This window comes from Hoylesella oralis ATCC 33269 (genome assembly GCF_000185145.2).
GTDB lineage: Bacteria > Bacteroidota > Bacteroidia > Bacteroidales > Bacteroidaceae > Prevotella > Prevotella phocaeensis.
This window is the reverse complement of sequence record NZ_GL833118.1, coordinates 220,264-241,211: the sequence shown is the minus strand read 5'-3', so window position 1 is coordinate 241,211 and position 20,948 is coordinate 220,264. Positions and strand designations below refer to the sequence as shown.

General features: G+C 46.8%; 22 protein-coding genes, 1 tRNA gene and 1 pseudogene. 11 read left to right on the top strand and 13 right to left on the bottom strand.

All coding sequences use genetic code 11. The annotated features are described in order from the left end of the window. Positions 1-29: 29 nt before the first annotated feature. Genes HMPREF0663_RS02605 through HMPREF0663_RS02595 form a run of 3 tightly spaced genes read right to left on the bottom strand, consistent with a single transcriptional unit; the run spans position 30 to position 1,572 of the window. A complete protein-coding gene (locus HMPREF0663_RS02605; RefSeq protein WP_004368571.1) occupies positions 30-380 on the bottom strand; it encodes a DUF5056 domain-containing protein in 351 nt (116 codons plus the stop codon). Continuing rightward, complete coding sequence (locus HMPREF0663_RS02600; protein ID WP_004368570.1) at positions 367-909, bottom strand: RNA polymerase sigma factor; 543 nt, start codon at positions 907-909, stop codon at positions 367-369. The genes HMPREF0663_RS02605 and HMPREF0663_RS02600 overlap by 14 nt, the downstream gene beginning before the upstream one ends. Before the next feature lie 3 nt (positions 910-912). Continuing rightward, the gene (locus HMPREF0663_RS02595; protein ID WP_004368569.1) at positions 913-1,572 is read right to left on the bottom strand and encodes a DUF6249 domain-containing protein; all 660 of its coding nucleotides are present in this window, start codon (positions 1,570-1,572) and stop codon (positions 913-915) included. A gap of 108 nt (positions 1,573-1,680) precedes the next feature. Here HMPREF0663_RS02595 and HMPREF0663_RS02590 point away from each other — a divergent pair, with 108 nt between their 5' ends. The 3 genes from HMPREF0663_RS02590 to HMPREF0663_RS02580 all read left to right on the top strand — a co-directional run bounded on the left by HMPREF0663_RS02590 (position 1,681) and on the right by HMPREF0663_RS02580 (position 4,451). Further along, positions 1,681-3,108, top strand: a complete 1,428-nt coding sequence (locus HMPREF0663_RS02590) for a methyltransferase RsmF C-terminal domain-like protein (RefSeq protein ID WP_004368568.1) — start codon at positions 1,681-1,683, stop codon at positions 3,106-3,108. A gap of 2 nt (positions 3,109-3,110) precedes the next feature. Further along, positions 3,111-3,905, top strand: a complete 795-nt coding sequence (locus HMPREF0663_RS02585; RefSeq protein WP_004368567.1) for a thymidylate synthase — start codon at positions 3,111-3,113, stop codon at positions 3,903-3,905. A 66-nt stretch (positions 3,906-3,971) separates the two neighbouring features. Next, positions 3,972-4,451 (top strand): dihydrofolate reductase, encoded by a 480-nt coding sequence (locus HMPREF0663_RS02580; protein WP_004368566.1) that lies wholly within the window; start codon positions 3,972-3,974, stop codon positions 4,449-4,451. A gap of 33 nt (positions 4,452-4,484) precedes the next feature. On the opposite strand, the gene HMPREF0663_RS02575 is transcribed toward HMPREF0663_RS02580, so the two are convergent. The 7 genes from HMPREF0663_RS02575 to porQ all read right to left on the bottom strand — a co-directional run bounded on the left by HMPREF0663_RS02575 (position 4,485) and on the right by porQ (position 9,275). Further along, entirely contained in the window at positions 4,485-4,982 is a 498-nt protein-coding gene (locus tag HMPREF0663_RS02575; protein ID WP_004368565.1) for an Lrp/AsnC family transcriptional regulator, read from the bottom strand. Between the two features lie 88 nt (positions 4,983-5,070). Further along, a complete protein-coding gene (locus HMPREF0663_RS02570) occupies positions 5,071-5,532 on the bottom strand; it encodes an ExbD/TolR family protein (RefSeq protein WP_004368564.1) in 462 nt (153 codons plus the stop codon). After that, a complete protein-coding gene (locus HMPREF0663_RS02565; protein WP_004368563.1) occupies positions 5,529-6,059 on the bottom strand; it encodes an ExbD/TolR family protein in 531 nt (176 codons plus the stop codon). The genes HMPREF0663_RS02570 and HMPREF0663_RS02565 overlap by 4 nt, the downstream gene beginning before the upstream one ends. Next, the gene (locus HMPREF0663_RS02560) at positions 6,056-6,568 is read right to left on the bottom strand and encodes a hypothetical protein (RefSeq protein WP_004368562.1); all 513 of its coding nucleotides are present in this window, start codon (positions 6,566-6,568) and stop codon (positions 6,056-6,058) included. The genes HMPREF0663_RS02565 and HMPREF0663_RS02560 overlap by 4 nt, the downstream gene beginning before the upstream one ends. Then, entirely contained in the window at positions 6,565-7,401 is an 837-nt protein-coding gene (locus HMPREF0663_RS02555; RefSeq protein WP_004368561.1) for a MotA/TolQ/ExbB proton channel family protein, read from the bottom strand. Before HMPREF0663_RS02555 ends, HMPREF0663_RS02560 begins: the two co-directional genes overlap by 4 nt. A gap of 188 nt (positions 7,402-7,589) precedes the next feature. Further along, positions 7,590-8,279, bottom strand: coding sequence for a (d)CMP kinase (gene cmk / locus HMPREF0663_RS02550; RefSeq protein ID WP_036859918.1), 690 nt, complete (start codon positions 8,277-8,279; stop codon positions 7,590-7,592). Between the two features lie 51 nt (positions 8,280-8,330). Continuing rightward, complete coding sequence (gene porQ / locus HMPREF0663_RS02545; protein ID WP_004368559.1) at positions 8,331-9,275, bottom strand: type IX secretion system protein PorQ; 945 nt, start codon at positions 9,273-9,275, stop codon at positions 8,331-8,333. A gap of 114 nt (positions 9,276-9,389) precedes the next feature. Here porQ and HMPREF0663_RS02540 point away from each other — a divergent pair, with 114 nt between their 5' ends. The 5 genes from HMPREF0663_RS02540 (at position 9,390) to HMPREF0663_RS02520 (ending at position 12,925) form a co-directional block, all read left to right on the top strand. Then, entirely contained in the window at positions 9,390-10,100 is a 711-nt protein-coding gene (locus HMPREF0663_RS02540) for an energy transducer TonB (protein ID WP_004368558.1), read from the top strand. Positions 10,101-10,119: 19 nt separating this feature from the next. Continuing rightward, positions 10,120-11,094 (top strand): polyprenyl synthetase family protein, encoded by a 975-nt coding sequence (locus HMPREF0663_RS02535; protein WP_187115902.1) that lies wholly within the window; start codon positions 10,120-10,122, stop codon positions 11,092-11,094. Positions 11,095-11,184: 90 nt separating this feature from the next. Beyond that, entirely contained in the window at positions 11,185-11,883 is a 699-nt protein-coding gene (locus tag HMPREF0663_RS02530) for a hypothetical protein (RefSeq protein WP_004368556.1), read from the top strand. Further along, positions 11,864-12,721 (top strand): TatD family hydrolase, encoded by an 858-nt coding sequence (locus HMPREF0663_RS02525; protein WP_004368555.1) that lies wholly within the window; start codon positions 11,864-11,866, stop codon positions 12,719-12,721. The genes HMPREF0663_RS02530 and HMPREF0663_RS02525 overlap by 20 nt, the downstream gene beginning before the upstream one ends. 116 nt (positions 12,722-12,837) lie before the next feature. Next, a tRNA-Ser gene (locus tag HMPREF0663_RS02520) sits at positions 12,838-12,925 on the top strand. A 433-nt stretch (positions 12,926-13,358) separates the two neighbouring features. Here HMPREF0663_RS02520 and HMPREF0663_RS02515 read toward each other — a convergent pair. Both HMPREF0663_RS02515 and mutY read right to left on the bottom strand, forming a co-directional pair. Continuing rightward, entirely contained in the window at positions 13,359-13,616 is a 258-nt protein-coding gene (locus tag HMPREF0663_RS02515) for a hypothetical protein (protein WP_004368554.1), read from the bottom strand. Between the two features lie 32 nt (positions 13,617-13,648). Beyond that, complete coding sequence (gene mutY / locus HMPREF0663_RS02510) at positions 13,649-14,692, bottom strand: A/G-specific adenine glycosylase (RefSeq protein WP_004368553.1); 1,044 nt, start codon at positions 14,690-14,692, stop codon at positions 13,649-13,651. Positions 14,693-14,918: 226 nt separating this feature from the next. Between mutY and HMPREF0663_RS02505 the strand changes: the two genes are divergently transcribed. The 3 genes from HMPREF0663_RS02505 to porE all read left to right on the top strand — a co-directional run bounded on the left by HMPREF0663_RS02505 (position 14,919) and on the right by porE (position 20,250). Further along, a complete protein-coding gene (locus HMPREF0663_RS02505; protein ID WP_004368552.1) occupies positions 14,919-16,964 on the top strand; it encodes a DNA topoisomerase 3 in 2,046 nt (681 codons plus the stop codon). Positions 16,965-16,991: 27 nt separating this feature from the next. Next, positions 16,992-18,065 (top strand): acyltransferase, encoded by a 1,074-nt coding sequence (locus HMPREF0663_RS02500; RefSeq protein WP_004368551.1) that lies wholly within the window; start codon positions 16,992-16,994, stop codon positions 18,063-18,065. A gap of 118 nt (positions 18,066-18,183) precedes the next feature. Beyond that, a complete protein-coding gene (gene porE / locus HMPREF0663_RS02495) occupies positions 18,184-20,250 on the top strand; it encodes a PorE family type IX secretion system protein (RefSeq protein WP_004368550.1) in 2,067 nt (688 codons plus the stop codon). 14 nt (positions 20,251-20,264) lie between these two features. Here porE and msrA read toward each other — a convergent pair. Next, positions 20,265-20,810, bottom strand: a pseudogene (gene msrA / locus HMPREF0663_RS02490) (peptide-methionine (S)-S-oxide reductase MsrA); the annotation flags it as partial. Positions 20,811-20,948: the final 138 nt, after the last annotated feature.

Here is a 20,948-nt window from a genome sequence, read left to right as displayed (position 1 = left end):
GAATTATAGATTGTGAATTAAAAATTGCTTTACATGGCCAATCGATCAGACGAAGCTACCTTATAAGTAAAGAAGCCCACAATGCCAAACACAACACCGTAAACAAGGAACGGCGTAAACAGGCCGGGACGCGCCGACAACACCATGCCGGCAACATCGCCATAAAGACTTATAATCCGGTTGAGAAGCCAATCTAAAGCACCTGATACAAAGATAAAAACGATACAGGCAACCGTGCAAAGTGCTGTCCATATACGTCCTATCCGATTTACACGCACCGGCAGATTACGTATAACGTGCCGGCTAAATCCGTTGTCGGCTATGTCCTGTCGGTGTGTATCGAAGAACTGTTGCAAGAGTTTATCATCATTTTCCATCATATCCGTTTTGTTTTAAGTAGGTAGAGAGTTTCTGTTTGGCCCGAAAGAGGTGCGATTTCACCGTTCCTTGTGCCATTCCGGTAATCTCGGTAATGTGGTCTATCGGTTGTCCTTCCATCAGTTGTAAAGTAATGCAGGTACGTTCGGCATCGGTAAGTATGGCAAGCGCCACGTGAATGTCCATCTTCAAGTTGGTATCAGTGCCGGCGGTATTGCACCTGACCACGGCGGGCGTATCGATATCTTCGGTAATCTTACTGCTACGAATATAGTCGTAAAACACGTTATAGGCTATGCGATAGAGCCATGTAGAGAAGCTCGACAGCCCGCGAAATCTACTTATATTGGTGTAAGCCTTTATGAACGTGTCTTGTGCAAGGTCGTCGCTCAACTGCTCGTTGCCCGCTGTTTGGTTAATAAAGAACCTGCGTATAGGCGACTGATACTTCACAACGAGCTTGCCGAAGGCCTTCTTGTCGTGAAATACAGCCGCCTGAGTAACGAGAGAGATATCGTCTAAACCTTTCACCCTTTAAAACTCTTGTTCGTTGTCGTTACGGTTGTTGCGTGAATTGCGTGAGATTACCCACTGTCCGACACCCATGAAAGCTACCAAGGCACCTACTCCGACAAGCGCTTCGGCACCAAGAAAATAGAACAGAGCCATCAGTCCCAATCCCAAGAATATATTTTTAATGCCTTTTTCGCGATTGTATTCAGACGTTCGATGTACCGTTTGAGTTACTTCATCGGGGATAGGACGACCGGTTTCCATTGCTTTTTGGGCCAACATCACCTTATCGTTGTGACGTTTGATAAGATACCTGATCAAATAAATAATCACGATAAACGGCGCCAAAATAATGAGCAACAAGAAAATGGAGATGCCTATAACAAAGATAGTCTTGGCAATTCCGCTTCCCGGAGTGTATATAAGATAATCGAAGGGATTATCATAATCGGCGGGATTATACGAACCCGATGCCGACGTATCTACGGTGTAAACGGTGTCTTTACTGCCTGTATCGGCAGCAGAAGCGGTATCCGAATAGGCTTCGATGCTCTCTTGGGGTTGTTTATCATTAGTGTCCGTCACCGTTACCTGCAGGTGATGCCGGTGCTTGGGAATAGCTTCGACGGTTGTGGCAGTACATGCCAGCACCAAAATCAATGCAATGAGATACTTTTTCATATTTATTTTATTTTTAATTTTTCTATGAGTTTGACGCAACAGAGGATGAATAAGTTGCAAAGAAACATTTTTTTTTCTAATTTTGCAAGATAAATATAGCGCAATCGGATGAAACTTCCAAAAGAATTTGAAGCTTATACCGAAAAACTTATGGGTAGCGAACTGTACGCACAGTTGCTGCAAGGACTGGCGGAAGAGCCGCATGCTTTCGTGCGTACAAATCCGTTCAAGGGGGCGTCTTTCGCCATCTGTGGCAGCAAGGGCACAGTGGAATGGTACGAACATGGGCACTGGTTCGCCGACAGACCTAATTTTACATTCGATCCGTTGTTGCATGCAGGGGTGTACTACGTACAGGAAAAGTCGTCTATGTTTCTCGCCCAAGTGCTCCGGCAACATATTACAGGGCCGGTGACCATGCTCGACATGTGTGCCGCCCCGGGGGGAAAATCCACCTTGGCACGCGTGGTATTGCCGGCAGGTAGCCTGCTCGTGTGCAACGAACCTGTCAAACAGCGGGCACAGGTATTGTCTGAAAACGTGCAAAAATGCGGTATAGCGGAAGTAATCGTTACGAATAACTATCCTGAAGAGTACCGCAAGGCCGGCTTGATGTTCGATGTAATTCTCTGCGATGTGCCTTGTTCGGGCGAAGGAATGTTCCGTAAAGATGCCAATGCCATAAAAGAATGGAGCATAGGCAACGTGGATAAGTGCAGCAGATTGCAACGTGAGATCGTTAGAAGTGCTTGGGAATGCCTTCGTCCGGGCGGTCTGCTCGTGTATTCCACCTGCACTTTCAACGCTAAAGAGAACGAGGAGAACGTACAATGGATATGTAAAGAGCTGAAAGGCGAACCGGTCGGCGTAGACATCTGCAAGGAGTGGAACATCTGCGGATCACTTCTATCGGGCTTCGATGCACCGGTTTATCGCTTTATACCGAGATACGTCGGCGATAAAGATTGCGTTCAGGGCGAAGGTTTGTTCATGGCAGTGCTGCGAAAGCCCGGGGGTAAGGTCGACAGAAAGCCATCGACAACCGTTAAACAGCAGAATAAAGGCCGGCAGCCGGTAAAACTCAATACGATATGGCTACAGAATAGCGACGATTTCAATATCATGCAAGAGGGCTACAGCCTCATCGCCATTCCGAAAGACATGCAGTCTTTGTACGACGCAGTTGCCGATAAGCTGCGCGTTCTCCATGCCGGAATACGCTTAGGCGAGGTAAAAGGCAAGGATATCGTACCCGACCAATCGCTCGCTTTGTCGCTCCTACTCGATAGAGAAGCGTTCCCTATCGCAGAACTTCCTTACGAACAAGCGATACGTTTCCTGCGTAAAGAAGCCGTAACGTTACCTATCGGCACCCCGAAAGGTTTCGTATTGATAACTTACATGGGCATGCCGTTAGGCTTCGAGAAGCATCTTGGCAGCCGTTCCAATAATCTTTATCCCCAAGAATGGCGCATTAAAAGCACCTATATGCCCGATGTAGCACCGCAACTTTATAAACTTATCAACGACAAATAAATATGAGACAGTATCTTGACCTACTTGACCGCATCCTTAAAGAGGGCGTAAAGAAAGGCGACCGTACGGGAACAGGCACCATAAGCATATTCGGTAACCAGATGAGATTTAACCTCGAAGAGGGCTTCCCATTGCTTACAACAAAGAAACTCCATCTGAAATCCATCATTTACGAGCTGCTCTGGTTCCTTAAGGGCGATACTAATGTGCGGTTTCTGCAGGAACATGGCGTAAGAATATGGAACGAATGGGCCGACGAGAACGGCGACTTAGGCCCGGTATACGGCCATCAATGGCGCTCATGGCCTGATTATAAGGGCGGTACAATAGACCAAATCCAGAACGTACTCAACCAGATAAGGCAACATCCCGATAGTCGTAGGATGATTGTAAGTGCATGGAACCCGGCTGAAGTGGACGATATGGCGCTGCCGCCTTGCCATTGTCTGTTCCAATTCTATGTGGCTAACGGCCGTCTTTCGTTGCAATTATACCAACGAAGTGCCGATACGTTCCTCGGAGTTCCATTCAATATCGCCTCTTATGCGTTGCTCTTGATGATGATGGCGCAGGTTACAGGACTGAAAGCAGGCGACTTTATCCATACCACAGGCGACACCCATTTGTATTTGAACCACTTGGAACAGGCGAAACTACAACTGTCTCGCACCCCCAGAGCATTGCCCAAAATGCTTTTAAATCCCGATGTAAAAGACTTATTTGCTTTCCATTTCGAAGATTTCGAGCTCAAAGATTACGATCCGTTGCCGCATATAAGTGCACAAGTGTCGGTATGAACAGAGGGCGGAGAGCCTTTCCGGCTGCCGTATCTTATTCTCATTTCCTTATTATCAGCTAACGATATGCGAATTAACATTATTGCCGCCGTGGCCAAGAATCGTGCCATAGGCTACCGAAATAAACTGATTTATTGGCTTCCCAACGATCTCAAGCGTTTTAAGATGCTCACTACAGGGCACACAGTTATTATGGGCAGACGCACTTTCGAGTCGCTTCCGAAGGGCGCTTTGCCCAATAGAAGAAACATTGTGCTAAGCAGAACCCAAGATACATTTGCCGGATGCGACTGCTACAAGTCGCTCGACGAGGCCTTGAAGCACTGTTCGCCGGAGGAAGACATATATATAATAGGTGGTGCAAGCCTCTACAAGCAGGCTTTGAGCATAGCAGACAGGCTGTTATTAACCGAGGTCAACGATGTTCCGGAGCATGCCGACGCCTATTTCCCGCCTTATGAAGGATGGAAAGCAGTACAAAAAGAAAAACACGAAAAGGACGACAAACATGCGTATGAATACGCTTTTACAGACTATATCAAATAAAAAATGATGGATAAACCTATCCATCATTTTCGTTTATTCTTCGTTTTCATTGCTTTGTTCGGCCATCGGAAGGTCGATAATCGGCAATTGACGGTCGATAACCGCATTGAACGAAACGATTGTTTCGCTGCGTGAAAGCCCCAAGGGCTGCAATTTATCGTGAATAACATTCATCAGATGATGGTTATTAAGTGCATATATCTTGATGAACATATCGAAACCACCGGTGGTATAATGGCATTCCACCACTTCCGGAATGCGCTTCAATTCCTCTACAACCTCATCGAATTTAGTGGGATCCTTTAGGTATAAGCCTATATAAGCACATGTTTCATAGCCTATTTTCTCGGGATCGATGATGAATTGCGAACCTTTTAAGACACCTAAATTAGTAAGTTTCTGAATACGTTGATGTATTGCAGCGCCGCTAACATTACATGCTCGTGCCACTTCAAGGAATGGAATGCGGGCGTCTTCTGCCACTAATTTAAGGATTTTCCTATCCAATAAATCTAAATTATGATGCGTCATACTATATTATAATTTGCTCACAAAGTTAGAATAAAATAATTATATTTACAACAATTATATTCTAAAAAGTAATAATCCGGCACATATTTTATTGCTCCTTGGTAGCCGAATAGCTGATTTTTAGTGCATTTGCACGCCGAAGAGCTTGCTTTACATCGGTAATTACAGCCATTTTAGTACTTTTATCGGCCTTGACCGAAACAGTCATTTGCTGCTTGTCTTCGGGCGACATACGGTTTCTTTCGGCCTCGATGTAGTCGACAATCTGGTTCGCTGTGGCAAACTTATCGTTCAATTGTATGCGTGTACTGCTGCCGGCCACCGCTTGCAACTGCCTTTCAGGCCTGCCTATGTACACGTAAGATACGGCTGTTTTCTTGGTAAGTCGTGTAAGTTCCGTGGCATGGGGCGCACGATACTGCACTTTGAGCGTAACCTTACGCATGTGCGTTACGATCATAAAGAAGAACAGAACCGTAAAAATCAAGTCGGGCAACGAGGCTGTATTGAGCCCGGGCACCTCGTATCGGCGTCGTTCAAATATGCTCATGGCTTGCTCTCCCCTACCTTTTGGCCATAATTTTCCATGATCCGCATGGGACACACATCACGTATAGCCTCTCTCTGTTGCGAAGTACAGGCCTCGAGCGGCTTTCCGAATTGCCTCGAAGCCAATCTGTTGCGCACGTTGCGATAGGCTGCCGCAAGGCCGTTCTGTACATTTATGTACGCCTGATAGCTTGCTGAAGGATCAGTATCGAGCGAAATAAGATGCTTATCTCCAAGGCGCGACACGAATGCCTCCACCTTTTGTTGCAATTCCGATGCCTTTACAGGGCGATCGTTTATCCGAATTTCGTCGGCAGAAGTTATCTTTATCGTCATCAGCGTGTGCCTGTCTATCTCCGTTATCTGCTGTTTGCTCTCGTTACGTGCGGGAGGTAACTGCCGCAGAAGGCCTTTGTCCACATCCATAGATGTGGTTACGAGGAAAAAGATGAGCAGCATGAACGAGATATCTGCCGTAGACGTGGTGTTAAGTCCGGGCACCCGATGCCGACGTTTCTTAATTATCATTTGCCTTCTTTCTTACGATAATACTTCGTGGAACCGTAAATAACGGCGACAACTACTATAAACAGCAGCACTAAAGAGGTATTTATAAACAGATCGGTGGCTTTCAGCCAAAGACGATCGGTAAACATTCTTCCGTTAATCATTATGGGCTCCGACGATCCCAACAACCCGAAAAGCACCAACAGAACAAGAGTACCGCCGAAAACAGCAACGGATATCTTGGTCGCGGGTATGCCGTTGACTACACGCTCCTCGTCTCTGCGTTTCCTGCTCTCTCCCACAAGTGCACATACACCTACGGCAAACGCCACGAAGAGCATAAAATATATCAGCCCTAACAGTACATCTGTGAAAAGCGGAGCGTTGAAGTCGGGATTATCTGTAAACAGCCTGTCGAAGCCAACCGAATAGAATAAGCCGAATACAAGTACGGTTACAGCTGTCAACACATACAATATGCGTTGCGAAATCTGCTCTGCAGAAAGCCTCTTCCAACCGTTTATATTCATTGTTTTAGCTTATATTTCATGATAGAATCGAGGAGTGTGATGGCCGACTCTTCCATCTGACCGGTAATATGGTCTATTTTCGAAAGGATATAATTGTAGAATACCTGCAATATCAATGCCACGATGATACCGAAGATGGTTGTAATAAGGGCCACCTTCATACCGGCTGCCACAACTGTAGCATTGAGATCGCCCGCCATCTGCACCTGATCGAACGCCATAACCATGCCGATTACCGTTCCTAAAAAGCCGAGCGACGGCGCCATGGCTATAAACAACGTAATCCACGAGCACCCTTTTTCGAGGTTGGATGCCTGCACCGTGCCGTATGAAGCTACGGAACGTTCGATGTTATCGATACTTTCATCGATCCTCGAAAGCCCTTGATAGCAGATAGAGGCTACAGGTCCGCGCGTATCTCGGCACAAATTCTTGGCACCCTCGATATCTCCGTCGGCAATCTTTGCATCGACATCGGCCATTAACTTCTTGGCATTAATCTCCGAAAGGCTAAGATAAATAATCCTTTCTATACAGAATGCCAAGCCTATTACCAATGCCAATGCCACGAGCGACATAAATCCGGCATTGCCTTCGATAAACTTTGTTTTCAGCGAATGGTGTATGCTTCCTTCTTCCACAGGCATTGTAACGGTATCGGAAGCCGCTGCGAGAGAGCTGTTCAGCCGGTCTTCCATGCTTATGGAGTCGGTTTGCGCAGCCGAAGTGTCTGCCGCAACGGGCTTATCCGCACTCGGCGCAGCCTGCGAAAGCATGGCACAACAAGATATCAGGCAGATGATAATCGTTATTTTTACTATCGATTGTTTCATTTTAAGGGTTATTATCGATATGAAAATCCGGCAGGCATCGCCGCCGCACGGGCAGCAAACCGCCGCTAATATAATTAGACGTCAAAGGTACGATTTTTATATATCCGCACCAAACATTTAACATTCTATAAACAGGCTGCCCATGTAACGGCAACAGACATACGGTGTGGCACCGATACAGGGCATACCTATCCCACACATTCGTTATACCTGTCGATAAGCCATTGCCGTTGTTGGTCGATCGTCATGTTGCTGTTATCAAGCAATATGGCATCTTCAGCTCTGCGAAGGGGGGATATTTCTCGGTGTGTATCAATATAATCGCGTTCTTGCACATTACGTAGAATGTCGTTAAAACGGGCAGGCATGCCTTTTGCTTTCAACTCATCGAAGCGACGTTGTGCCCTTACTTCTGCCGAAGCCGTTACGAATATCTTCAGTTCGGCATGCGGAAATACCGTGGTTCCGATATCTCTGCCATCCATCACAATGCCTTTTTCTTTCCCCATCTGCTGCTGCTGTGCCACGAGAGCATGGCGTACAAACGGAACGGCTGCTATAGGACTCACGTGCGAACTTACCTCCAACGTGCGTATTTCGTGCTCTATAAGCTCGCCGTTCAGATAAGTATCGGGGCGCATAGTTTCCTTGTTCAACCGGAAAGAGATATCGATATCGGGCATACATGCCTCCAACTCCCCTGTTTTTACGCTGCCATCGGGCCGGAACAAGTCTTTACGAAGGGCATAGAGCGTAACTGCACGGTACATGGCACCCGTATCTACATAAATATAACCTATCTCGCGGGCCAAATCTTTGGCCATCGTACTTTTACCACACGACGAGTATCCGTCGATTGCTATGATGATCTTTTTCATATTTTCAGTATATTCGGAAACGTTTCTTGCCTGTTCTTGCTGCAACACCTATTATAAATTATAGGCCAAACTGATAACTAAAGAAGAACTCGACACATGGTATTTGCCGTATGCAAGATTAATCTTAAAGCGTTCGAGGTTAATTCCGCCGCCCATAGAAAGCCCTGCACCGTGGTTACTTTCACCGTCTGTGTTGGCTATTTTCATCTCGTCGGCACGACGGAAGTTGTACCCTGCGCCGATCCAGATAGAAGGCGACAGAATTACATCTACGCCGAACACGGCATGATTGATGAACTTGTAATTCCAATGGTTAAGGTCTACCAGCGTTGCCGACACCCTGAACGGGGTGTGTATCAATCGTTTGCTTGCGCCAAATTGCAAATCGAGAGGCATAGGTTCATAACCTACGTCGAATGCTTTGAGCTGTCCGCCCAGATTTTTGGCCACTAAAGAGAGCGACCATTCACGTTCTGAGTCGTAATAGTTTACTCCTAAGTCCACTCCCATGGCTATGGAATTGTAATTCCCGATATAAGAAGTGATGATTTTTGCCGTAATTCCGCCCGCTAAACGGTCGGTAAGCATGTACGAAAGATAACCGCTAACGGCAATGTCCTTTGCGGTAAACTCTCCTGTCTGCACGTTGTTCGCGTCTACTTCTTTCATCTTACCGTAATCGATGTACTGGGCCGATGCCGCTAAAGAGAGTTTTTCTTTGATTATCTTATTGAAAGAAGCGCTCAAAACATTCACTCCGGCCATATAATTCATATAGTTCAGGTTAATTGTCTTGTCGCTCACCGAGGATAACAGTGCCGGATTGTTGAAAATAAGCGCCTCGTCATCCTCTATTATCGTTATATTATCGCCGCCTAAAGCTGCCGCATGAGCTCCCGCAGGAAGGCGCAGAAAATTATATACAGTTCGGCTCTCTTGAGCATAAACCATTGTCGCAATAAGCGAAAAAAGGAGAACTAAAGCAACTTTTTTCATCTAATTTCATTAATTTATGGGCAAAGATACACTTTTTTCAAATATCTACAGTATTTTTGTAAATGATTTACGATGTATATAACGGAATAACATACTGATTATTGTAAGTGTATTTTGGAAGCGAAAAAGACAAATAGAGCAGATTTGGAGGGCAAGCGTACCACAGGTTTTCTATTAGGATTGATACTTGTGCTTGCGGTTCTATTTGTCGCATTCGAATATACCGACAACAACAAACCGGCAAAACAGGACAGACAGTCTATACTCGACGAGCTGCAAAACGAGATGGATTTGGCACCTTATATGGACAGGAAAGACATGATTTCGACCGCTCCGTCGCCAACATCTCCATCGGTTACCGAAAGAATAAAACCCGTCGACCGCCCTGTGGAGGGCAAAGAAAGGCTTTCTCCCGATACTAATCCGCTGCTTATCGGCGATGGTGAGGGCCTTACAAAGGATGACAACGTAACACAAGCATTGCCTCAAATCCCCATGGACGATGAAAAGCCGGTTAATTTCCGTATTGTAGAACAGCTTCCGGAGTTCCCCGGAGGGATGGTAGAGTTTATGAAATGGCTCACCAAAAACCTGAAGTATCCCATTTTGGCGCAACAACAACAGATAGAAGGCAAGGTGGTCGTTTCCTTTATAGTCAACAAAGACGGCTCCATTGTGAATATTAAACTGGAGAAATCCATACATCCTTTGCTCGACAGAGAGGCACTGCGCGTCATGCGCATGATGCCTAAATGGAAACCGGGTATAGAGAATGCCAAACCTTGTCGTACGCTCTTCGCCATACCGGTGGTATTTAAACTGTAATAAAACTAAATGATCAACGATAATGACAGCAGACGAAATCCTGAATATCTTCAACGAATATCTCGACAATTTGCAGTATGCACGCAAGCCACATACACTTTACGAGCCCATTAAATATGTGCTTTCGTTGGGCGGAAAGCGTATACGTCCTACACTTATGTTGCTTGCCTATAACCTTTACAAAGACGATCCGCAGAGCATACTCTCATCGGCTTGCGCCATCGAAACCTACCACAATTACACGTTGTTGCACGATGATCTGATGGATAATGCCGCGATCAGGCGCGGTAGGCCTACCGTGCATAAAAAATGGGATGCCAACACGGCCATTCTCTCCGGCGACTCTATGCTCGTTCTGGCTTATCACTACATGGCGCAATGCGATGGTTCGAAACTGAAAGAAGTTATAGATTTGTTTACCGAAACGGCACTCGAAATAGGCGAGGGACAGCAATTAGACATGGATTTCGAGACGCGTAACGATGTTACCGAAGCCGAATACATCGAAATGATACGCCTTAAAACGAGCGTACTCCTTGCATGTTCCCTTAAAATAGGGGCCATCTTGGCCGGCTCTTCGGCCGAAGACGCCGATTATCTCTACCGTTTCGGCGAGCAAATAGGGCTGGCTTTCCAGCTTCAAGACGACTTTCTCGACGTTTATGGGGATACTAAAGTGTTCGGAAAAGCTATAGGTGGCGACATTCTATGCAACAAAAAGACCTACATGCTTATCAATGCATTCAACAAAGCCGATAGAAATCAGCGCGCCGAACTGCAAAGATGGTTCGATGCCGAAGACTATGTACCGGCGGAAAAAATAGCTGCCGTAACTGCTTTATATAATGCCATCGGCATCGATAAGCTGGCTGAAGAAAAGATAGCTTACTACTTCGAACAAAGCAAGAAATACATCCGAGCCGTGCAGGTGCCCGAAGAACGTAAGCAAGAGCTTATGGCCTACGCACAAAGAATGATGAAACGTAAATACTAACAAGTACCGCCGGCACTGCCGTTTCGCCCGTTTTTCATTTGCAGAAACTGTCTTTTGCCGGCCTGAAAACGATACATACTTCTACAAAGAATGCCTTACAGAAGATTACCAAAGACCGATGCGGCCCGATTAAGAGCCCTCAAAACGCTGTTAGACAATAACGATGTGTACGTCGTGCGCAACAGATTTATCGACTGGAAGACGCTCAATCAGGCGCAACCGCTTTACGATAAACTGCTTACCGCGTGCGAACAATACCGCATAAACCTACGGGCACAAACGCGAAACACACCGAAGATCGATAAACTTCAGCGCAAATCGATGATGTACGTCAGCCATTTTCTACAGGTACTTTTTATGTCTGTAGAACGTGGAGAGATCAAGAAAAGCATGCTTACGCTATACGGATTAGATACAGAAGCCACCGCTTTACCCAACATCAAGCTGGCAGAAGGCCTGATGGAATGGGGAACAAAAGTCATAGAGGGCGAAAAAGCGCGTATCAAGAAGGGCGGGCGCCCCATTTATAACCCCACTATCGGCATGGTGTCTACCCATTACGACATTTTCAGAGATGCTTATATGCAACAGAAAACATTCACTGCACGAACTCAACAGGCATTGGATAGCATACAAAGTTTACGCCCTGATGTAGACAAGGTATTACTTGAACTGTGGAATCAGATAGAAAATCATTTCCAAAAAGAGCCGCCCGAAGTGCGATACAACGAGTGCAGAAAGTTCGGAATTATATATTATTACCGCAGAAATGAGCCACATCTTTATTGATACACATGCACATCTCGACGGAGAGGAGTTCCGTCAAGACATCGAAGACGTGGTGGCCCGCGCCCGTAAAGCGGGTGTCAGCAAGGCATTTATACCGGCTATCGACCTGAAAAGCATCGATTCTGTGTATGCTGTATGCCGTCGTTTCCCCCATTTTGCCTACCCCATGATCGGCCTGCACCCCGAAGAAGTAAGAGCCGACCGGCACGAAGTGTTGGCCGAAATGAAGCGGATATTGGCGATAAGTATGGCGACCGACTCCGACACCTCTAATGAAACTTGTTCTTTTACGGAGAAAACAAAGCAGAAATACACCCCCTCTCCCATCGCTATCGGCGAGATCGGACTCGATTACTACTGGTCTCGAGAGTTTGAAAACGAGCAACTCGAGGCTTTCGAAGAGCAGATAAAATGGGCCGTAGAATACCATTTACCGTTGATGATACACTGCAGAAAGGCGCAAAACGAAATGGTAAAGGTGCTCCGGAAATACGAGAAAGACCTAACGGGCGGCGTGTTTCATTGCTTTACGGGCAACGAAAAAGAAGCCGAAGAGCTGCTTTCGTTCCATAAATTCGCGCTCGGCATCGGCGGCGTGTTTACTTTCAAGAGCAGTCATATGCGCGAAACGCTTCCCAAAAACGTATCTTTAGATCGCATTGTTCTCGAAACCGACAGTCCATACATGGCTCCCATACCTCACCGAGGCGAACGGAACGAGAGCGCTTTTGTGGCGGAAGTGCTGAAACAGATTGCCCAAAGTTACGGCGTAAGCGAAGAAGAAGTGGCTTGCAGAACCAATGCCAACGTGAAACGCATCTTCCACATCGATGCCTAAAACATCGCATCGGAGCCCCCTTATTTCGCAATGTATATCCTTAAAGAAATATAAATTACGGACGCCCATACCCCGTATTCCGTAAAAAAACGATACTTTTGCACCGCTTATTTATAGGAAAGATGCTCGAGTGGCTGAAGAGGCACGCCTGGAAAGCGTGTAATCGGCGAAACCGATTCGGGGGTTCGAATCCCCCTCTTTCCGCTTCCTATGGCCCTTACACAAAGGGTTTTTCGATCGATTTTCCACAGAACAAAAGTCTTCATCCGCACTTCTTACGTTCTTTAAGATAGGGGACGGGCAACCTGATAAATAAGAATAGCGATATTCTTCAACCCTTCCAAAAGGAAAGAGAAAACAACCTGAAACGCATACACCTACAAAATACTTTTATTAGATACGCTATTTATGTCCGCCGGAATATCTGTCTAAGACAGATAAAAGCACCATTTACCAATAACATTCATAACAAATTTATAATCAACCAATTATAAATTAAACACGAACAGCGCAGCTTCTCTTCTTCCAAAGGTATTGACAGAAGTCTTTCCATCTCCCATTTACCCGTCTTCCACATGGCACTCCCCGCTTTCAGAGGAGCTGTGAGAGGGCTCTCCTCCTTTCTTTTAAATAAAATTTACCCTCCTTTTCGCAGCGCTGCACGCAGTCGCTTCCATCCCTCAACCCCCAAAATAGTGAGTCCGCCATATTGAAATGCTTTGGCCAAACCGAAGAATATCACCCACAACATCCCCTTCATTTCTACGCTAAGGGGCAATAGCATCTGTGCAAACGACAATATGTAAAAGGGAATACACATCGACAGAACAATGACGCCCGTGCGAAACGACAGCTTAGAAAGGCACTGTTTAAGTGCTAAAAGGAACTTCTTCATTATATATCTGTGGCAAATGGCATCTGCAAATGTTATTCCGTATTGTTTAATCCATCAGGAATTGCTGCTTCAACTGCCTTTAATAACAGTTCTATCAGCCGCGGAAGAGCGTAGTTCTGTACCTCTTTTTCGGGCATCCACATATAACCTTCGGGCAACAGCGGGCGTTCATCGGTCTGCAAAAGATAGAAATCAGAAAGGATAATACGATGGGTAAGCACATGTTTTACCTGCTTTCGTAGCAGCAACAAATGCCCATCGAAAGCGGGCAGCAGACTATTTTCTATCAACAGAGGCTCCCACAACCCTTGCCAGATGTCGCCCTCGGACCTGCGACGCAATGCCGTAAAGCCGTTACACCTTATATAGATATAATCCATCCGCCGCGTTTGTATTTTCAAGGTCTTTCGCTTAACGGGCAAATTCCCTATTTTTCCGTTGCGAAGAGCCTCACAACTTTCGGTAAAGGGGCACAGTACACAGCGGGGAGACTGTGGAGTGCATTGTATTGCACCGAAGTCCATCAGCGCTTGATTGAACGCTGAAGGGGCGTCAGACGGCAGAAGCGACTGCGCCAAAGCAGCGAAAGTTTTCTTGCCTTCGGTACTGTTGATAGGAGTATCTATGCCGAAAACGCGCGACAGCACGCGGTAAACGTTACCGTCGACAGCAGCTACAGGCAGCCCGAAAGCTATGGATGCAACTGCTGCAGCGGTATAATCGCCCACTCCTTTCAGCCTTCTGATGCCGTCGTAAGTCCTTGGAAAGCCCTTATTCGCAACAATTTGTTGCGCTGCATGGTGCAAATTGCGGGCACGACTGTAGTATCCGAGCCCCTGCCACAGCCGCAACACCTCGTCTTCATCGGCCTCTGCAAGGTCTTCCACCCGCGGGAAACGCTTCATAAAACGCTCCCAATAGGCCTTACCTTGCTGTATTCGTGTTTGTTGGAGTATCACCTCGCTCAACCAAATGGCATAAGCATCGGCGGTATCTCGCCAAGGCAAGTCGCGTTTATTCTCTTTGAACCAACGCAGCAACGTGGGGGTAAAACTGTTGTTCGCCGTATTTTGCATTATTACTTGTACCGTCTGATACGCATGCAAAGATACTACCTTTTGAAAATAAATGCCCTATAATCGCGCGTTTTTCGCACTCTATCGGGTTTCCATCGCATAGCCATCGGTAGAAAATCACACGTTTTGCAACGCTCAGCACGCCATATAGAGATGACGAACAAGCAATATTTGGGGTATTGAAACATTTTTCGTACTTTTGTATCCTTGTAAATAAAGAAACAAGATGATAGTTTGCATTGCCGAAAAGCCAAGCGTTGCCAAAGATATAGCCCGCATTATCGGGGCCCATAGCTCAAAAGAAGGCTACATGGAGGGCAACGGTTATCAGGTTACATGGACGTTCGGACACCTCTGTTGCCTAAAAGAACCCAATGATTACCATGAGAATTGGAAGCATTGGAGCCTCGCCGCGCTGCCCATGATACCCCATAAATTCGGCATAAAACTAATAGAAAACGATGGTATAAAGAAGCAATTCGCCGTAATAGAGCGCCTTATGCAGGCGGCAGACGGTATCATTAACTGCGGCGATGCGGGGCAGGAAGGCGAATTGATACAGCGTTGGGTGATGCAAAAGGCACAAGCTCGCTGTCCTGTGAAGCGCCTCTGGATATCGTCGATGACCGATGAAGCCATCCGACAAGGCTTCAACGAGCTGAAAGATCAGAATGCCTATCAGCCTCTTTACCTTGCCGGATTGAGCCGAGCCATAGGAGATTGGATCCTTGGAATGAATGCCACGCGCCTCTATACGTTGAAATACGGCAAGAATAGGCAGGTTCTATCGATCGGACGTGTACAGACTCCTACCCTTGCCCTTATCGTGAACCGCCAGAAAGAGATAGACCAATTTACGCCGGAAGCCTATTGGGTGCTGGCAACAATATACCGCGACACCGTTTTCACGGCCACCCAAGGGCGATACACCACCAAAGAAGAGGGCGAGCAAGCCTTTGCTACCATCGCCGGAAAGCCGTTTGTCATCACTGATGTGCAGAAGAAAAAGGGCTCCGAAGCCCCTCTGCATCTGTACGACCTAACCTCTTTGCAGGTCGATTGCAACAAGAAATTCAGCTATTCGGCGGAAATGTCGCTGAATATCGTACAAAGTCTCTACGAAAAGAAGTTCACCACCTACCCGCGTGTAGACACTCAATACCTGTCAGACGATATTTATCCCAAGTGTGCAAGCATACTTTCGGGCCTGCGGGGCTACGAACAATTTACGCAACCTCTTGCAGGTAAGCAGCTCATCAAGAGCAAAAAGGTGTTCGATACGGCCAAAGTGACCGATCACCATGCCATTATACCGACGGGAGTTCCTGCATCTAACCTTACTGATATGGAGCGGAATGTGTACGACTTGATAGCTAAACGCTTCATAAGCGTATTCTATCCCGACTGTAAGTTCTCTACCACGACCGTATTGGGCAAGGTTGAAGAGGTGGAATTTAAGGCAAACGGCAAGGAAATATTATCCCTCGGATGGCGCATTATATATAATAAGGAGGAACAAAAGCAAGGAGACGACGACGCCAAACACGATGAAGAGGAGCGATCGTTGCCCGCTTTTACGGTGGGAGAAAGCGGTTTACACACGCCAACCCTTACGGAGAAGTGGACTACACCGCCCAAGTATTACACCGAGGCCACGCTCCTGCGTGCCATGGAAACAGCAGGCAAGTTCGTTGAAGATGAGGAATTGCGCTCCATTTTAAAGGAAAATGGCATCGGACGTCCATCATCTCGCGCCGGTATCATAGAGACCTTGTTCAAACGCCACTATATCCGACGGGAGCGAAAGAACCTGTTTGCCACCCCTACAGGTATAGAACTCATCGACACTATACACGAGAAACTGCTGACAAGTTGCGAACTAACGGGCATATGGGAAAAGAAATTACGCGATATAGAGCATAAACAATACAGCGCAACGCAGTTTATAGACGAGCTAAAAGTCCAAATAGCGCAGATAGTCGATGATGTTTTGCGCGATAACAGCAACAGACGTGTGACCGTGACCACGGATGAAGACCTGAAAAAGAAAACACCTAAGAAACAAAGTACGCCGAGGAAGAAGGCCGAAAAGATAAAGGAAACGACGAAAGAAATGCCTCCTGTCGCCGGTACACAAACCATAGAAGCCGACGATAGCGCCATCGGACAGCCTTGTCCGCTATGCGGAACGGGCACGATCATTAAAGGTAAGACCGCTTACGGGTGCAGCAATTGGCGCAACGGATGCGCTTTCAGGCTGCCGTTCAAATAATATATAAACCTAAAAACCCGAATAAAAATGGAACAAAACCAACAGAAACGAAAAAGAAACTTTGCATTAGACTTGCTTAGGGTACTGGCCTGTCTGCTCGTTATATGGCAACATGCGAGCGAATATTACTACATCGGCGAGAACGTCACCATCGTACATGCCGACAGTACCTATACGATAGGCTTCTTAACCAGCTTCGATAGGATCTGCGTTCCGCTATTTGTCATGATTTCAGGTTACTTCTTGCTGCCGATGAAGGTACCTACGGGCACATTCTTCAAGAAACGTTTCACCCGTATCCTTTACCCTTTCTTGTTCTGGTGCGTGGCTTTTGCGGTGTATTACGTATTTTATCGCGGCGACAGCCTCGCTGCCTGCCTGACTAACATCGCCCACATTCCGCTGAATTTCGGTACCGAAGTGGGGCATCTTTGGTATATCTACATGCTCATCGGCATGTATCTGCTCGTGCCCGTCCTATCGCCTTGGCTCGAAAGATGTACCAAACGTGAACTGCAATTCTACCTCGGTATCTGGCTTATCACCACCTTTCTGCCCTACATTCACTTGGTTTTTCCGGCCGTATGGGGTGAATGTACGTGGAATGTATCGCCCTCCTTGTACTATTTTACGGGCTTTTGGGGCTATTTGGTCTTAGGTTTTTATGCCAAAAAGTATGGAGTTCCCTCCGTTATTTCATCGGTTTTAATGATCATCGTGGGCTATGCAGTGTCGGTATATGCCTTCAACACGATGGTTCCGCTTACCGATTCGGCCGCCGAGGCAGAACTCGGATGGGACTTCTGTTGTGCAAACGTGGCCCTTATGACGTGGGGCTTCTTCTCGCTCATCAGTCGGGTAAAAGTAAAAAAGGATACTAAAATCACAGCCATCATTACCGACATATCGCTTTGCAGCTACGGCATGTACTTGGCACACATTATGCTTCTCAATGCTTGGCACGACCTTTTGGTCGACCGCCTGCCCAACGTATTGGAGGCAGTTCCGGCAATTGCCCTCTGTACATTTATCACCACCTATCTCGTAGTAAAAGGTCTGTCGTACTTACCCAAATCGAAATACTGGCTCGGCACCGACTGATATAGTTCTTAGATGAATGATGAAAGATGGGCGATGAAGGCATCCAACCTCCACACATTGCCGTCCTTTTCACTACAATAAAAGCATGGAACGCGCGTTCTTATAACAAAAAAGAAGAATGCATACACGTTACGCGGTAATTATAGTTATTATTTTATCGGCATGTATCGCCTCTTGTGGGGTGGAAAAGAACCTGAAAAGGGGTGATAAACACCTTGCCTTGGGCGAATACTACGATGCTGCCGGCCAATTCAAGCAAGCTTATTCCAAACTTCCGGCTAAGGAACGAGCCCGACGGGGAGCCGTTTCGTTGAAATTGGCACGCTGTTATGAGAAGCTCAACGCCACGCCTAAGGCCATCGCTGCCTACCGCAATGCCATTCGTTACCATCAGGCATCTACAGAAGATGTGCTGCAATACGGCCGTCAATTACTTAAAAACGGCGACTACAAAGCCGCTCAAGAGATTTTCAAAACCGTGCTCGACTCGCTTCCCGATAACATCTTGGCCCGCAACGGATTGCTTTCAGCCGAGAAAGCCCCACTGTGGAAAAAGAACGGAAGCCGCTACACCGTGAAACGGATGGATATTTTTAACTCCCGACGCGATGACTATTCGCCCGTTCTCAGCGGCGATCAATTCGATCAACTCTACTTCACATCTACCCGAAACGAGGCAAACGGCGACGAACTAAGCGGCATCACAGGCACCAAGGCTGCCGATATATTCGTATCAGAAAGGGATGATAAGGGCAAATGGTCGAAACCTGAGCCCGTTACCGGCGGTCTTAACACGCCATACGACGAAGGTGCGTGTGCCTTATCTCCCGATCAAAGAACCATGTATCTTACCCAATGTACTACCGATGCGGCCTATCCGCGCTATGCACAAATAGCAACTTCCGACCGTACAGATGCCGCATGGGGCAAGTCGAACGCCTTGCAAATCACCAAGGATACGCTTTCGAGTTATGCACATCCGGCAATTTCGCCCGATGGAGAGTGGCTTTATTTCACTTCGGATATGCCCGGAGGGCTGGGAGGACTCGATATATGGCGCGTAAGAATAACAAGTCACGGACTCGGAGGCGTGGAAAACCTCGGCGAACCCATCAATACGCCGGGCAATGAGGAGTTTCCTACGTTCCGTCCTAACGGCGATTTCTACTTCTCTTCCGACGGTCATCCGGGCATGGGCGGACTGGATATCTACATTGCCATGGTAGACGAGCACGGCAAGTACCGCCTTTTTCACCCGGGATACCCGCTGAATTCGCAAGGTGATGACTTCGGAATGACCTTCGAGGGGCCCTATAATCGAGGCTTTTTCGCATCGAACAGAAACGACGGGCGCGGGTGGGATCACATCTACAGCTTTGAAAATCCGGAGATAGTGCAAACAATTAAGGGCTGGGTTTATGAGATAGACGGCTACGAACTGCCCGCTGCACAGGTGAGAGTTGTAGGCAACGACGGCACTAACGAGACGCTGAACGTAAAGGGAGACGGCTCTTTTACTTACGTAATCAAACCAAATGTGGATTATCTTTTATTGGCCTCGTGCAAAGGTTTCCTAAATCATAAGGAGGAATTGCGTGCAGATAAGACCGAAGAGTCGAAAGAATACGTACTCCAGTTCCCGCTCGCATCGATCACCGCACCGGTGCTTATCGATAATATTTTCTACGATTTCGACAAAGCCACACTGCGTCCGGAGTCGACAAAAGCACTCGACGAACTGGTTAAGCTACTCAACGAGAACCCCAACGTTACAATAGAACTGAGCGCACACTGCGACTACAAGGGCTCCGACGAATATAACAAACGGCTCTCGCAGCAACGTGCAAACGCCGTAGTGGCATATCTTATCGATAAAGGAATAGCCAAAGACCGCCTCACCCCCGTAGGTTACGGCAAGGAAAAGCCGAAGACTATCCGCAAGAAACTGACCGAGAAATACGATTGGATGAAAGAGGGAGATGTGCTGACCGAAGCCTATATCAAGAAATTAGACGATAAAAAGCAGGAACTGTGTAACCAACTGAACCGTCGAACCGAGTTCATCGTGCTGCGTACCACCTACGGGTTGTTCGACGAGAAAGGCAACCTGAAACAACCGCCCAAGCCGAAAACGACAAATAAAAAGGAGAACAACGACGACGACATCGATATTCTCCTGAACTAAGAATGCCCGAGAAGTTATTTCTTTCGGGCCTTTTTAGCGAAATCGAACAGCGACTGAGGCAGATGACAATAGCCCTGCGGATGCTTGTCGAGATAGTTCTGATGATACTCTTCGGCAGCATAAAAGTTGCTCAACGGCCCAATTTCCACCACTAAAGGCCTATTATATTTCTTCTGTTCTTCCTTATAGCGCTTGTCGATGGCGGGAAGATCGGCCTTATCCGTATAATATATACCCGTGCGATAGCGCGTTCCGCGGTCATTACCCTGCTTGTTAAGCGAGGTAGGATCTATGGCTTTGAAGTACAGATCGAGCAATAAGCCCAAATCAGCTACTTCAGGATCGTACTTCACACGTACTGTTTCGACGTAGCCCGTACGGTCTGTGGAAACAAGTTCGTACGAAGGGTTCTTCAATTTGCTGTTTCCATTGGCAAAACCCGCCTCGGTTTCCGTCACTCCATGCACCTGCTTGAAGAAATGTTCTACACCCCAAAAGCAACCGCCTGCAAAATATATCTCTTTCATACTTCTATTGTTCTTAGCATGTGCCTGTAATCCAAGCAGCATGCAACAAATAACTAAAATGATCTTTTTCATGTTACAAATTTACAATATAAATCGCATATTCATGGTATTTTATCAGTTTTTGGCTGAAATTAGATATTGTTTCACTTAATAAATTTGGAAGTAATCATT

Bases quoted from the DNA above. Each gene is read 5' to 3' on its own strand.
- HMPREF0663_RS02605 (WP_004368571.1), bottom strand. From the start codon at position 380: ATGATGGAAAATGATGATAAACTCTTGCAACAGTTCTTCGATACACAC.
- HMPREF0663_RS02595 (WP_004368569.1), bottom strand. From the start codon at position 1,572: ATGAAAAAGTATCTCATTGCATTGATTTTGGTGCTGGCATGTACTGCC.
- HMPREF0663_RS02590 (WP_004368568.1), top strand. From the start codon at position 1,681: ATGAAACTTCCAAAAGAATTTGAAGCTTATACCGAAAAACTTATGGGT.
- HMPREF0663_RS02585 (WP_004368567.1), top strand. From the start codon at position 3,111: ATGAGACAGTATCTTGACCTACTTGACCGCATCCTTAAAGAGGGCGTA.
- HMPREF0663_RS02580 (WP_004368566.1), top strand. From the start codon at position 3,972: ATGCGAATTAACATTATTGCCGCCGTGGCCAAGAATCGTGCCATAGGC.
- HMPREF0663_RS02575 (WP_004368565.1), bottom strand. From the start codon at position 4,982: ATGACGCATCATAATTTAGATTTATTGGATAGGAAAATCCTTAAATTA.
- HMPREF0663_RS02570 (WP_004368564.1), bottom strand. From the start codon at position 5,532: ATGAGCATATTTGAACGACGCCGATACGAGGTGCCCGGGCTCAATACA.
- HMPREF0663_RS02565 (WP_004368563.1), bottom strand. From the start codon at position 6,059: ATGATAATTAAGAAACGTCGGCATCGGGTGCCCGGACTTAACACCACG.
- HMPREF0663_RS02560 (WP_004368562.1), bottom strand. From the start codon at position 6,568: ATGAATATAAACGGTTGGAAGAGGCTTTCTGCAGAGCAGATTTCGCAA.
- HMPREF0663_RS02555 (WP_004368561.1), bottom strand. From the start codon at position 7,401: ATGAAACAATCGATAGTAAAAATAACGATTATCATCTGCCTGATATCT.
- cmk (WP_036859918.1), bottom strand. From the start codon at position 8,279: ATGAAAAAGATCATCATAGCAATCGACGGATACTCGTCGTGTGGTAAA.
- porQ (WP_004368559.1), bottom strand. From the start codon at position 9,275: ATGAAAAAAGTTGCTTTAGTTCTCCTTTTTTCGCTTATTGCGACAATG.
- HMPREF0663_RS02530 (WP_004368556.1), top strand. From the start codon at position 11,185: ATGCCTTACAGAAGATTACCAAAGACCGATGCGGCCCGATTAAGAGCC.
- HMPREF0663_RS02525 (WP_004368555.1), top strand. From the start codon at position 11,864: ATGAGCCACATCTTTATTGATACACATGCACATCTCGACGGAGAGGAG.
- HMPREF0663_RS02515 (WP_004368554.1), bottom strand. From the start codon at position 13,616: ATGAAGAAGTTCCTTTTAGCACTTAAACAGTGCCTTTCTAAGCTGTCG.
- mutY (WP_004368553.1), bottom strand. From the start codon at position 14,692: ATGCAAAATACGGCGAACAACAGTTTTACCCCCACGTTGCTGCGTTGG.
- HMPREF0663_RS02505 (WP_004368552.1), top strand. From the start codon at position 14,919: ATGATAGTTTGCATTGCCGAAAAGCCAAGCGTTGCCAAAGATATAGCC.
- HMPREF0663_RS02500 (WP_004368551.1), top strand. From the start codon at position 16,992: ATGGAACAAAACCAACAGAAACGAAAAAGAAACTTTGCATTAGACTTG.
- porE (WP_004368550.1), top strand. From the start codon at position 18,184: ATGCATACACGTTACGCGGTAATTATAGTTATTATTTTATCGGCATGT.